Source organism: Candidatus Nitrosopumilus sp., from assembly GCF_028278985.1.
Taxonomy (GTDB): domain Archaea; phylum Thermoproteota; class Nitrososphaeria; order Nitrososphaerales; family Nitrosopumilaceae; genus Nitrosopumilus.
In genome coordinates, this window is sequence record NZ_JANQTA010000022.1 from 13,661 (window position 1) to 25,517 (window position 11,857).

An 11,857-nucleotide genomic window follows, 5' to 3' on the forward strand; every position below is an offset into this window, starting at 1 on the left:
AATCTTTAAATGCTTTAACTTTCCACGCGTGGAGCCAAGTAAAAGTGAATTCTTCCTATATTGGCAACTTTGAATTCAATTCTAAGGGGTTTTGCGCTTGAAAATTCACAGGTGATAAATCCTGCATTAGCTCCTACTGCCTTTACAACTGGATTCAGATATTCAAGGCTGTATGTTCCTACACTATCTTCCTTGGATGAAATTTCTTCGATATCCTCTTCTGATTTGTCTAAATCAATAGTTACCTCACCAGAATCTCCTTTTCCAGAAAAGTCTGCTTTGGAATCAGAAGTCTGGATTGTTAGATAATCTGATACCACTTGGACATCCCCTAAAATTTTATCAAATTTAGAAGAAGACAAGCTAATCTTTGAATCGTAAGGAATTTTTGGTAATGGAGTATCAGTTGCTGAGCTTTCAATTAATCTCATTTTGTATTTTTTATTTTTTCCAACCGTTACAAGCAACATGTTCTGCTCTGAAATGCTAATTTCAATACTGTCTTTTTTGTCAGCTCGTTTGATCAGTTTTGAGAATTCATCAATTCTAACTCCAAATTTAATTTCATTATCGCATTCATATTTTTCAAATGCAGAATTAGGCCATGAAATATCAATTAAAGCAACATGAGAAGGATCCATTCCTCTAAATGAAATTCCTTCAGCTGTAGCGGTAAAAGTGGCTTCTTCAACTAAAGTTGAGATAGCAGATATGATTGCTTTAAGATCATCCGATCCACTAGTTTTAGCACCAAATGTCAAATCAACTTTCCTGACGTAATGTTCCAGTTAAACGTTATGCGTAGTTACGCCAAGTATACGAACATTTTGTACAACGATAAAATTGGGTAGTAGGTTCATCAGCACTTCTTGTTTGCAGCATCCACCAAATTGCCTCATCATGTCCACATTTTTCACATTCAATTTTGATTGTTGGATGAGATTCTTCTCCTTCATTTCCTTCAAAAGCTAGAATAGATTCTTCTACAGGTTCATCAACTTTTTTGGTTTGTTTTTCTTCTTGTACTTCAGAATAATCACATTTAGGACACTGAAGTCCAGAATCACCTTTCTTTAATTTGACCTCACATTTGGGGCAAAACTTCAATTCTAATTTACCTGAATTTTTGAATTGAATAATTGCTTGAACTCATCAGCCTTTTTGATTGCTGAATCAGCTGCTTTTTGGATTTCTCCTAGTGGTTTTGATTTTGAATTGATTCTCATCCAGCATTCATTTGTGAGTGGATGTTTGACTATAACACCTGCAAAATCAATATTTGAATCCTGTAGGAGTTCATGTTGAATAATATACAAAATTCCAATATCAGTTTCTGTCACTGAAAGGCTAATTTCTTTAGGTTCGGAACTGATCACTTGTGCGTTCATGTATTCAGAAAAAGCACTTATTGCGGATATAAATCATTATGAGCAGTTAGAATGGGAGAAAGCAAGATTTCAGCAATTGAACTGGTTAAATCTGAGGATGAATACTCTTCAGAAGACAAAATTGAGGTTAACGTACAATTTTCAGTGCAAGGAGACCTTAGAGATGCCTTCAATGAGGTAAATTGGACAAAGGCATATGATGCTAATGATGTTTCATTCAAGCTGAAATATGGAGTCAAATTGACTTCAGGCGGATTCAGAAAAAAGGAGCTTGGAAGAACTATTGACACATATCGAAAAGCATCAATTTTTTGGACCAGAAATCCAAAACTAGTCAATCCAATGAAAGAAAGAAGAATTTGGATTCAGGTAGCAAAGAACTTTGAGCCCTTTATCAGACTCTCAGAAGAAGAAGTGAGAGAGGAATTGTTTGACTTTAATGAAAAATTTGTATTCAATGCTTCAGACTTGGGTAAAGGAAAACACAAGTTAAGTGCAGAAGCATTTGCATCATGGCAAAAGCATGAATTTACAGAACCAGGAAGTGTCAAAAACAGTTCTGGTGAAATCGAGATTACAATCAATTAGGGATATAAGGAACTTTTCAGAGTAATCATTATGGCAAAATACGATGGTCTTTTAGGACAACCAGTTCTTGAAGTAGAAGATCCTGACAAAGAAGGTGGAATTACATTTATCTTCAAAGACAACAGGTTCATGTTTATCAAAGCAGCTGATGGAAAGATTGAGACAGTATCAATTCCAGAATAGGTGACAGATGAATGGAAAAATACGACCCAATCAAAATGCTTGAACTAGTAAAAGTTGAAGATCCTGATTCTGAAGGTGGACTCACTTTGATCTTTCAAGAAAATAAAACTCTAAAAATCAAAATTGTAGATGGAAAGTTAGTTTCTGAATTTGTTTAAACTAATTTCTCACATGTTTTTCATAATATCCGATAGCTAATTCCTGTACTTCTGATTGAATAGAACCAGGACGTTCATCTCGAATTTTTTTAATTGCATCAACAGCTGTAAATTTCTTGTATTTTACAAAATAACAAGCAAGTATAGTTCCTGCTCTTCCCATTCCGGCTGCACAATGAACCATTACTGATTGATTGTTTTGGATTTGATTATGAATAAACTCTACAGCTGAATCAATTTTTTCCATATCAGGTGCAGTCAAATCTGGAGTTGGGACATGCAGATAACCAATTTCTTTTGTCCATTCATCAGGCAATGAATTTTCAGTCATTGTTACAATATTTTGTACGCCTTGACTACGAAGCCATTCAAATTCATCATAGCTTGTTGGCATACCAGAGCCTGCTAATTTTTCTTCAATTAGCCACGAAAAGTTTGTCGGTTTTTTGGTAATTTTCCCGTGTACTTTTCTCCAGATATTTCCTGGTTTGCTCATGATAGAATGTGAATTGTTCTATATTTTTAGGATTACGAAATCTCCTAGTGTGCAATTGCTCTTACTGGTGATCCAGTAGCATCTTTGAGTTTTAGAGGAAGAATAGTAAAATTGAATTCAGTCGAAGGGATTTTTTGAAGATTAGCAAGATTTTCAACTATTAAGACATTATTTTTAGAGAAAATATGATGCACAGAAAATGATTCGTCTTTTCCAAGATCTATACTAGGGGAATCAATTCCAACAAGATTAACTTTTTTTGATGTCAAATACTTTGCAGCAGATTTATTCAGTCCAGGATTTTCAAGAAAATAATTATCTTTTTTGAGATTTTTTTGCCATCCTGTATAAAAGAAAATAGAAGAATGGTTGGGAATTTTTCCAAATTGTTTTTCAAATAATTGAATATCAGACATTGAAATTGCAGAATTTTTGGATTTTGGTATTTTAATCAGTAATCCAATACCTGTCAGTCTATCTATTGGTATTTGATTAATTTTAATTCCATTTTTTACAAAGTGAAATGGTGCGTCGATATGTGTTCCTGTATGAGAACTTAGAAACAATAATTCTAGATTATATCCATCATCATGAAGATCCGACCAGGAAAGGAATTGTGGTTTTGGAGAACCAGGAAAACTAGGAATAGAATTTGAAATTGTTAATGTAAGATCTAGTGGTTTCATACCTAATTGTCAATGGAAGTAATTAATCAATTTTGAACCTATGAAAGGTTAAATACTGATTGATGAAAATTTGCTTGTGCCAACTGCATATGTTTTATTGAATTCTGACTTGGGTTCAGATGAATCAATCATCAACGAAGTAAAGCAAATTCTTGCTGAAGAAAACATTACCTATGAGGTTCAGGGAGTTTACGGTGTCTATGATATCGTGCTGAAATTATCATCAGATGATGCTGAAAGACTACGTGGAATTATAACAAATAAGGTGCGTAAAATTAGCAAGGTACAATCAACTTTAACCATGATGGTTATTGAGGAACAAGAAAATCTATAGATTTTTGATTGCTTCAACTACTTTCATCATTTCAGATTCCGTATTGAAAAAGTGAGGAGACGCTCGTACAATTTTTTGTTCGTTTATTTCACGAACTGCTAAAACAATATTTTGTTTTTCAAGTCTATCGACAATGTTCTGCGATTCTTCATTTTCAATGTTGAATGAAATAATACTAGTTCGCTGTTCAGGATCATCAGGTCCATACAAAATAATTTTTGGAATTTTTGATAATTCCTCTCTTAGTAAAGATGATAGATGTTGATTTTTTTGACGAATATTGTTCAGACCAAATTTCATTAAATAATTTACAGAAGATTCTAATCCAACTATTCCAACATAATTTCTAAATCCAGTTTGAAATTTGTCTGGTAGTTCTTTGTATGCAAGATTTTTTTCTTCGTATAACATTGCAGATTCGCCCCCAATTGTTGTTGGTTCTAAAAGCTCACTTGATTTTCGATTACAGTAAAACAAGCCAGTTCCCATCGGACCGCAAAGCCATTTTGATCCATTAAATGACATGAAATTACATTTTATGTCAGATATGTTCATCTCGCCAATACAGCCTATAGTTTGAGCACTGTCAATAAAATACGGAGTATCTTCTAGAATTTTTCCAATTTCATTTACGGGTAAAATTGCTCCAGTATTGTATAATGCATGACTCAAAGCAACAAGACTAGTATTCTTATCGACTAGATCCTCTAATTGCTCCATTGTAAATAATCCATCTTTGTCAATTGGAAGATTTTTGATTGAAATCCTATTTCCTAGTTTAAGCCAAGGGTAAAAATTTGCATGATGTTCATGAGTCATTCCTCTAATTACAATGTTAGAATCATTATAGAAAGATAGACCATTTGCAACAAAGTTGATTCCATCAGTAGTACTTTGGGTAAGAACAATTTCATCAGGCTGGCAATTAAGAATTTTAGAGATTGAAGTTCTAACATTTCTTAATTTTTCTGTTATGAATGGTTCAGATTCCTTAGAGTCAGGTCCAAGAGAATTATAATTAATTAGAAATTCTTTCATTGCATCAATGCTTTGTAAAGGCATCAAAGAAACTGATGCATTATTTAGATAGATTTTTCCAGAATTTGGGAAATCATCAGAAATATCATTTGAGTTAAAATTCATTATTATATCTGTAGAATTCTTAGATTGTGTTGGATAAAAATCCTGAGAAAATTATCACAGCAGACTTGAATTTGATTAAAAAGGAATTTGAAAATAATGTTCCAAGTTTGGTTGTATGTTCTGAACCATTTAACAAAGCTGAATTTCTAATTCACTTGGTAAATTCAATTGATTTTCCAATAATTTTTGTTGATTTGGATTTTCTATATTCAGGATATGTAAAATCTGGAATGATAGAAAAGAAAGACAACATAACAATAATGCAACCTACCAAAGATAATTGGAATGAAACCTTTACTGAAGTTATATCTAAAGCATCCAAAGAAAAATTTTTGATAGTTATTGACTCACTAAATGGAATTTACAACATGTTTGATAACTTGGACTCTGTAAGATTTGTAAATTCTAGTTTGATGCTCTTATCTTCAGTAGGTAAGCAAGTTAATTCATCTGTAATCATTACTGCAATGGTGAGAAAAAAAGAAAATGAAGAGTGGGTATTAGCTCCAGGTGGAAAACAACTAGTAAAATCATCTCAAACTAGTATGTTTTATGCCAAAAAAGTGAATAACCAATTGATTTTGTCAAGATTAGGGAAGAGTAATTCTGAAAAATTTTTGATCGGTAAATAATTCTAAAATGCGATCAATTTTCAAACGCCGTTATAAAATTTCAAACGCCGTTATAACTCCAAAAATCTAGGTAAATTATATTAATGTCGGATTAGGATTTAATTTTGTTATGCCAGTAGGAATTATTCCAGACATCAGCGAACAAATGTGTATCGGATGTGCACTATGTGTAGAAATCTGTACAACATTAGGTCCAGATGTCCTTAGAGTAAAACCAGTTGAAGGCTGGAAGAGAGGTAAAGCATTTGTTTTCTACCCAGAGAGATGTATTTCTGACGGTGCATGCATCGGTGTATGCCCAACAAAAGCAATCTTCTGGATGAGACCAATGGACTTTACTGTTGGACAACCAGTTCCACTCTACAAGAACTCAGTCTTCGTCAAAGGTTGGACTGAATTAATCGATTAGATTAGTTCTTTTTAATTTCTTTTTATTATTTTTCTCCTAAAATTAACTAGGCACACATCATTATCAAATCGAAGAATTACTTTAAGGTGTAAATATCAATTCTTTAAAATCTAGTTGCCGTAGAAGAAGTAAATTGTCAATCTCATTTAATTTAGATAGAAAACTCATTTTTTTAGTAATGATAGTTTCGGTTGTTGCCTTAACTATTACAGGAATTTTGAGTTTTAATTATGCTGATCAAATTCTTACAGAAAGAGCTTCAGAACAACTGATAGGAGAATCCACTGTGAGAGGTGAAACTCTACGACTATTATTTGAATCACGTGTTGAACAAAACAATATTCTAGCAAATGACCCAATGATTCAGATTCTAGTTTCAGAAATGAATCAAATTACTGATGAGGAATTCAAGGAAGTAAAAGACAACAACAGAAGAGATTTTCTAATTCAAGTTCAAGCTTTCCAAGAACTAATTGGATTCTCAATAGGATTTGAAGATGTTAAGATTGTGGGTGCAAATGGAAATGTATTTTTTTCCTTGGTAGGAGTAAAGAATGAAAATTTTTCAGATAACCCAATGTTCCAAAGAGGATTAACTGAATCATATATTGACTTTGAACCCAGTACGGGTGGCAAAAAGATGATTGTTGTATCTCCAATTTATGCTGAAGACAGTAAATTTGGTGATGAACCAATTGGAGTAATCATTTCAAGAATGAGAACAGCTGCTATAGACAATATTTTGATCAATAGAAGTGGATTAGGTGAAACTGGAGAAGTGTATATTGTAAATGAAAAATTTGAAATGCTATCTGAATCTAGATTTATTGAAGATGCAGTTTTTCAAATTAAAGTAGATACACTTGGAGTTCAGAAATGTTTCATTGAAGGAGAAGAGCACTTAGGACTATACGATGACTATAGAGGAATTCCAATTTATGGTTCATCTTACTGTGCCAAAGATTTGGGAATAGTTTTGCTTGCAGAAATTGATGAAGCAGAAGTTGCAAAACCCATAGGAGTATTGGAAGATAGGATTATGCTTACTGGAATAGTTATTACCATTGGTATGGGAGGTGTTGCCTTTGTAATTTCAAAGTCTCTTTCAAGGCCATTAAACAAGCTAAAAAATGCTGCAAATAAGATTGCTAGTGGGAATTTTGATGTTAGAACAAATATCAAAACAAGAGATGAGATTGGTGAGCTATCTAACGCATTTGATTCCATGGCACAAAAGCTGCAAGACTCTTTAATTGAAATTAAGGAAAAAGAAGATGTTATCAAACAACAAGAAGAAATATTGTTGAAATTTTCTCAACATGCTCAAAATGATTGTGTAGGAGTAATTGACATGAAAGATTCTACAAAAATCTCTGCAGAACTTTCAGAAGAAGAATTTAGTAAAATGTACGAAATTTTCTTAAATTTTATGGCAAAAATCATTCGAGAACATAATGGTGAAGTCGTTAAGAGTATTGGAGATGCATTGATGTTTAGATTTTCTGATATAAAACCACATGATTCAGTAGCCATGAAAAATGTTGTAGAATGCTGCTTGTCAATGCTTGATAATCATGAGAATTTAAAACAAGAATTAGCTGCAAAGAATCTTCCAGAATTAAATTACAAGATTAGTGCAACATATGGTTCAGTAAAAGTTGCTGAAAGTGCAACATCAAATATTGCAGATATTTTTGGACCTACAGTTAATCGATGCTTTAAAATCAATTCATTATGTCCTAAAAATAGCCTAGTAGTTGGAATAAATCTCTATGAATCTCTAAAAGATATGCCTGAATATGCTTTTACAGAATTATGTATAATAGAAATGAAACAAAAATATGGTTATGAAATTTTTGAAGTGAGAAGAAAACCAGAAAATACTAGTAACTAATTTTTAGAAAAACCAAATTTGGATGCCCAACTGCTCTTTTGTTTTTTAGTTGGTTTCTTTGATAGATTGTTTAGCATGTCATATGTAATGGTAAATCCATGACCAACCATAGTTGCATCTTTGTTGAAATTTTGCTTTTCAGGCACAAATTCATCTGCTAAATCTTTGATTTTCTTTGTTTTCAAATCAAATAATCTAATTTTCTTTCCATTTTCAAGTTGGACAATTGCATCTCCGCTTAAACCTTGAATTGAGAAGGTTGCAAAAAATCTGATGGTTCCACCTTCTTTTAGATTGATTACAGAATCATAAGTTAATTTTTCACCATAAAACAATATTTCACGTGCAGTTATTTGCACATCATCTTCAACATTTAGAACAATTATGCTGTCAGCGTCTAAAGAAACAGTATTAACAACATTTTCTGCAACAATTTTTCCTTTAGGTGCAGAAACAAAAGTTCTATGTTCTTGAATTTGGTAAATTCCTACTCTTCCTTCCGGATCTTCAACTCTGAACTTTCTTCCAAAAATATTTCCAACAACGATATTTCCTTGATCAGCAACAATTCTTGCACCATTATCAATTCTGTATTTGTTTTCAACCGGATCAACAAATTTGAAATCACCTTTTGTTAGATGAATGTTAGTTTGAAATTCTTTTGTCCATGATGGACTAGTAATACTTCCTTGCATGATTATTGGACCATCATATCTCAGACTTCCTGCCATAAAATTTCCTTTAATTGATAATGCACCATTAGCTTTTCGTTCTAATTCAATTTCACCAAGAGTTTTTGAACCAAATAATCTTGTTGCAGTTGAATTTGCTCGGTTTAACGCTGCAGCCCATTCTTCTGCAGTTTTCATTTCTTTTGAAAGCTGTTGTCCTAGAATCTGATTTTTCCTCCTTACATCAGCTTCTGAATCTCCTGTGTAAACCCTAGAATTTTTTATTTTTTCAACATCTGTTTCAGGATATTTTTTCCCAATTTTGAGATCCTCATAAGCTTGTTTAATTTTGATAAATTGTTCATTCTCACCACCACGATCAGCATGAAATTGAAGGGCAAGTCGTCTAAATGCATCTCGGATTTCTTTTTCAGTAGATCCTTCTACAATTCCCAAAATATCGTAATTACTCTCAACCATCGCCTTTCCCCAATAAAATTAATTTTTCTTATTTCCTATACTTGTATCTTATTGAAATACTGAATATCAAGGATATGAAAAGAAAAGAGTGAATCTAAATGCTACTTTACAATTAGAACCGGAATGTTGGTTTTATGCATAACATAATTGGATGTACTTCCTAGAAATGTTTCTTTAGTTGCACCCAAACCTCTTGCACCAATCACAACCATGTCAAAATTTCCTTTTTTAGCAAATTTGACAATTTCAGAACCAGTGTTTCCACCACCAGTTTTGTAACTGAATTTTGCACCTGCCTTTTGAACTCTGTTCATTGCTGGGCCAATTGCCTTTACAGCTTTTTTCTGAGCTTCATCTTTCATTTTTTTAGTATATTTTATTCCAGCAGCTAGTGGCAAATGAAATACATAAAATCCAGTGATTTCAGCATCGCTACCTTTTGCAATTTCAATGGCTCTATCTAATCCTCTAGTTGAGTTTGCTGAACCATCAACAGGCACAAGAATTTTTTTAAATTTTGCCATGTAAAAAATCTCGAATAACTCAATATAAGAAACGATTATGATTTTCAAAAATGGTTTTGATAATTGATAATTAGAAAATTATTTTTTTGATTTTGCTAAAGCTACTACAGCAATTGCAATTCCTATTACTCCAACTCCAATTCCAATATAGCCTACATCCATTTGTGATTTCGAATTTTCAAGATTCTTGACCGATTCTTTTAGATCATTGATATCAGAAATAAGAGCAGTATGTCCATCAATTATTTGAGTAACTGTTAGATCAGCTGGTTCAGGAAATTCAATGTAAGAACGCTCAGCAACTTTAGGAGGATGCATTGATAGACTGATTGGTGTTTCTTCAATTGTACCAAGAACATTTGCCTGATAAAATCCTGAAACAGTAGGATTGACAAATGCGTAATATTTACCCGGAGTATTATGATCTGGTACTAAAGGAAGAGTAATGCTATCGGCTTTGTAAATCAATTTCATTTTTACAGTATTTTTTAATCCAGAAACTCCATTTTGAAATGGTTGTGATTCAGCACACTTGATTGGTTCAGGGATATCTGGACACGGAATTAATGGACTAGCAAAAAACTCAATTGCGTTTGTTTCACCAGAAACAACAGGTTCATTCATCCAACCAATTTCAACGCGATAATTTCCTACAGCATCAACTGTATGAGCATGAGCTATTCCAACAAAACCAGGTACAAGTAAAAGAAACAATGCAAAGTACTTTATTTTCAATATAGAAAAAAATCGCTTTTGATTTTAAAAACGTTCTACTATTTTATCAAAAAATTATTCAATTTTGATATTTGTACCAACTATGCATCTGCATACATTGAGACTTCCCAAGCAGTAGGAGTTTGGGCAAAAGCAGTATATTCTTTGTATTTTAATTCAGAATAGACATCAAGGAAATCTTTTGTAAATACCTCTTCTAAAAAGGAAGAATCACTTGAAAGTGAGTCTAATGCACCCTTCAGAGATACAGGTAATGAGCCAATTTTGTACTCACGCTTCTTTTCAGCAGTAAGTTTGTAGACATTTTCTTCTATAGGATCACCAGGATCAATTTTGTTCTTAATTCCATCTAATCCTGCTAAGAGTAAAGCTGCCTCTAAGAGATAGATATTAGCGGTTGGATCAGGAACTCTATATTCAAGTCGTTTACTTTTTTCTTGATTTCTGTTATACATTGGAACACGAATTGCAGCTGAACGATTTGCTAATCCCCAACACACATTGACTGGAGCTTCAAATCCAGGAACTAATCGTTTGTAAGAATTTGTGGTAGGATTTGAAATTGCACATAAAGCAGATGCATGACTAAGAATTCCACCAATATAGTATCTTCCAGTTTGACTCATCTGTGCTAGTTCATCATCTTGATCATACATTGCATTTGAATCACCATTCCAGAGACTTTGGTGAGTGTGCATTGCAGATGCATTATCACCAAAAATTGGTTTTGGCATAAATGTTGCAACTTTGTTTTTTCTTTTTGCCTTAACTTTAACTAAATTTTTTACACCAATTACATTGTCAGCCATAGCAATCATTTCATCATAGACAAGATTAATCTCACATTGTCCAGATGTTGCTACTTCATGATGTTCTGCTTCAATTTTGATTGAAAAATAATTATACAAATCATCACATACATCTTTTCTAAAACCTTCTAGAGTATCTTTTGGTTGTGATGGATAGTATCCCTCTTTGATATCAATTGCTGTACTGACATTACCTTTTGCCCAAGGGGATTCTTTTGATTCAATTGAGTAGCCAGAACCACCATAAGAATGGGTAGCAGCATATGGAGATGGATATACATTGATTGTATCAAATACAAAAAATTCAATTTCTGGACCCCAGTTTGTATGAGTGAATCCTAATTCTTTTAATTTTTCAGAAGCTTTGAATGCGATACTTCTTGAATCTCTGTTATATCTAGAATCTTTAGAAGTACTTCCATCATACAAATCACAAAATATACGAGCATTTTTTCTATGTCCAGGATCATAATCGGGTGGAAGAATTTTAAACGAATTTGGATCTGGCATGAGAATCATATCAGAGTTGTTAACTGATTTAAAACCAACAATGGAGCTTGCATCTAATTTTTCAAGACCATTTACGAAACTATTTTCATCAATTGCATAACTTGGCATTCCAACATTATGTAGTTCTCCAAAAATGTCTACAAACCAAAAATCAATAAATGAAATTTGTTCATCTTTTATAGTCTGTAAGACTTGGGTTGAATTCAACTATACATTT

The 11,857-nt window shown here is 32.7% G+C and carries 17 protein-coding genes; 7 read left to right on the plus strand and 10 right to left on the minus strand.

Going from position 1 to position 11,857, the window contains the following annotated elements; translation table 11 throughout:
* Nucleotides 1-14: 14 nt before the first annotated feature.
* From pcn to Q0941_RS07590, 3 genes are read right to left on the minus strand one after another with little or no spacing between them, the layout of a single operon-like run.
* Nucleotides 15-761: a proliferating cell nuclear antigen (pcna) gene (gene pcn / locus Q0941_RS07580; RefSeq protein ID WP_299292643.1), complete on the minus strand. Its 747-nt coding sequence runs from the start codon at nucleotides 759-761 to the stop codon at nucleotides 15-17.
* A gap of 34 nt (nucleotides 762-795) precedes the next feature.
* Entirely contained in the window at nucleotides 796-1,107 is a 312-nt protein-coding gene (locus Q0941_RS07585) for a transcription factor S (protein WP_299292644.1), read from the minus strand.
* 2 nt (nucleotides 1,108-1,109) lie between these two features.
* On the minus strand, nucleotides 1,110-1,388 hold the full coding sequence (locus Q0941_RS07590; protein WP_299292646.1) for an RpoL/Rpb11 RNA polymerase subunit family protein: 279 nt from the start codon (nucleotides 1,386-1,388) through the stop codon (nucleotides 1,110-1,112).
* A gap of 51 nt (nucleotides 1,389-1,439) precedes the next feature.
* Here Q0941_RS07590 and Q0941_RS07595 point away from each other — a divergent pair, with 51 nt between their 5' ends.
* From Q0941_RS07595 to Q0941_RS07605, 3 genes are read left to right on the plus strand one after another with little or no spacing between them, the layout of a single operon-like run.
* Complete coding sequence (locus Q0941_RS07595) at nucleotides 1,440-1,976, plus strand: hypothetical protein (protein WP_299292648.1); 537 nt, start codon at nucleotides 1,440-1,442, stop codon at nucleotides 1,974-1,976.
* 30 nt (nucleotides 1,977-2,006) lie between these two features.
* Nucleotides 2,007-2,159 carry a hypothetical protein gene (locus Q0941_RS07600; protein ID WP_299292650.1) on the plus strand — a complete coding sequence of 51 codons (153 nt, stop codon included), beginning with the start codon at nucleotides 2,007-2,009 and terminating at the stop codon, nucleotides 2,157-2,159.
* Between the two features lie 11 nt (nucleotides 2,160-2,170).
* Entirely contained in the window at nucleotides 2,171-2,317 is a 147-nt protein-coding gene (locus tag Q0941_RS07605; RefSeq protein ID WP_299292652.1) for a hypothetical protein, read from the plus strand.
* A gap of 1 nt (nucleotide 2,318) precedes the next feature.
* On the opposite strand, the gene Q0941_RS07610 is transcribed toward Q0941_RS07605, so the two are convergent.
* The gene (locus Q0941_RS07610; protein ID WP_299292654.1) at nucleotides 2,319-2,813 is read right to left on the minus strand and encodes a dual specificity protein phosphatase 23; all 495 of its coding nucleotides are present in this window, start codon (nucleotides 2,811-2,813) and stop codon (nucleotides 2,319-2,321) included.
* 44 nt (nucleotides 2,814-2,857) lie between these two features.
* Nucleotides 2,858-3,499 carry a cyclase family protein gene (locus tag Q0941_RS07615; RefSeq protein ID WP_299292656.1) on the minus strand — a complete coding sequence of 214 codons (642 nt, stop codon included), beginning with the start codon at nucleotides 3,497-3,499 and terminating at the stop codon, nucleotides 2,858-2,860.
* A gap of 76 nt (nucleotides 3,500-3,575) precedes the next feature.
* On the opposite strand from Q0941_RS07615, the gene Q0941_RS07620 reads away from it, so the two are divergent.
* Complete coding sequence (locus Q0941_RS07620; RefSeq protein ID WP_299292658.1) at nucleotides 3,576-3,833, plus strand: Lrp/AsnC ligand binding domain-containing protein; 258 nt, start codon at nucleotides 3,576-3,578, stop codon at nucleotides 3,831-3,833.
* Here Q0941_RS07620 and Q0941_RS07625 read toward each other — a convergent pair.
* On the minus strand, nucleotides 3,828-4,976 hold the full coding sequence (locus tag Q0941_RS07625; protein WP_299292660.1) for an aminotransferase class V-fold PLP-dependent enzyme: 1,149 nt from the start codon (nucleotides 4,974-4,976) through the stop codon (nucleotides 3,828-3,830). The genes Q0941_RS07620 and Q0941_RS07625 overlap by 6 nt on opposite strands.
* 26 nt (nucleotides 4,977-5,002) lie before the next feature.
* Here Q0941_RS07625 and Q0941_RS07630 point away from each other — a divergent pair, with 26 nt between their 5' ends.
* The 3 genes from Q0941_RS07630 (at nucleotide 5,003) to Q0941_RS07640 (ending at nucleotide 7,911) form a co-directional block, all read left to right on the plus strand.
* Complete coding sequence (locus tag Q0941_RS07630; RefSeq protein WP_299292662.1) at nucleotides 5,003-5,608, plus strand: hypothetical protein; 606 nt, start codon at nucleotides 5,003-5,005, stop codon at nucleotides 5,606-5,608.
* A gap of 109 nt (nucleotides 5,609-5,717) precedes the next feature.
* Entirely contained in the window at nucleotides 5,718-6,017 is a 300-nt protein-coding gene (locus Q0941_RS07635; protein WP_007402606.1) for an ATP-binding protein, read from the plus strand.
* A gap of 178 nt (nucleotides 6,018-6,195) precedes the next feature.
* Complete coding sequence (locus tag Q0941_RS07640) at nucleotides 6,196-7,911, plus strand: HAMP domain-containing protein (RefSeq protein ID WP_299292665.1); 1,716 nt, start codon at nucleotides 6,196-6,198, stop codon at nucleotides 7,909-7,911.
* Here the strand turns inward: Q0941_RS07640 and Q0941_RS07645 are convergent.
* The 4 genes from Q0941_RS07645 to glnA form a co-directional block, all read right to left on the minus strand.
* Complete coding sequence (locus Q0941_RS07645) at nucleotides 7,908-9,062, minus strand: J domain-containing protein (protein ID WP_299292666.1); 1,155 nt, start codon at nucleotides 9,060-9,062, stop codon at nucleotides 7,908-7,910. The genes Q0941_RS07640 and Q0941_RS07645 overlap by 4 nt on opposite strands.
* Nucleotides 9,063-9,163: 101 nt before the next feature.
* Entirely contained in the window at nucleotides 9,164-9,586 is a 423-nt protein-coding gene (locus Q0941_RS07650; RefSeq protein ID WP_299292668.1) for a universal stress protein, read from the minus strand.
* A 78-nt stretch (nucleotides 9,587-9,664) separates the two neighbouring features.
* The gene (locus Q0941_RS07655; RefSeq protein WP_299292670.1) at nucleotides 9,665-10,321 is read right to left on the minus strand and encodes a hypothetical protein; all 657 of its coding nucleotides are present in this window, start codon (nucleotides 10,319-10,321) and stop codon (nucleotides 9,665-9,667) included.
* An 80-nt stretch (nucleotides 10,322-10,401) separates the two neighbouring features.
* On the minus strand, nucleotides 10,402-11,847 hold the full coding sequence (gene glnA, locus Q0941_RS07660; protein ID WP_299292672.1) for a type I glutamate--ammonia ligase: 1,446 nt from the start codon (nucleotides 11,845-11,847) through the stop codon (nucleotides 10,402-10,404).
* Nucleotides 11,848-11,857 lie beyond the last annotated feature (10 nt).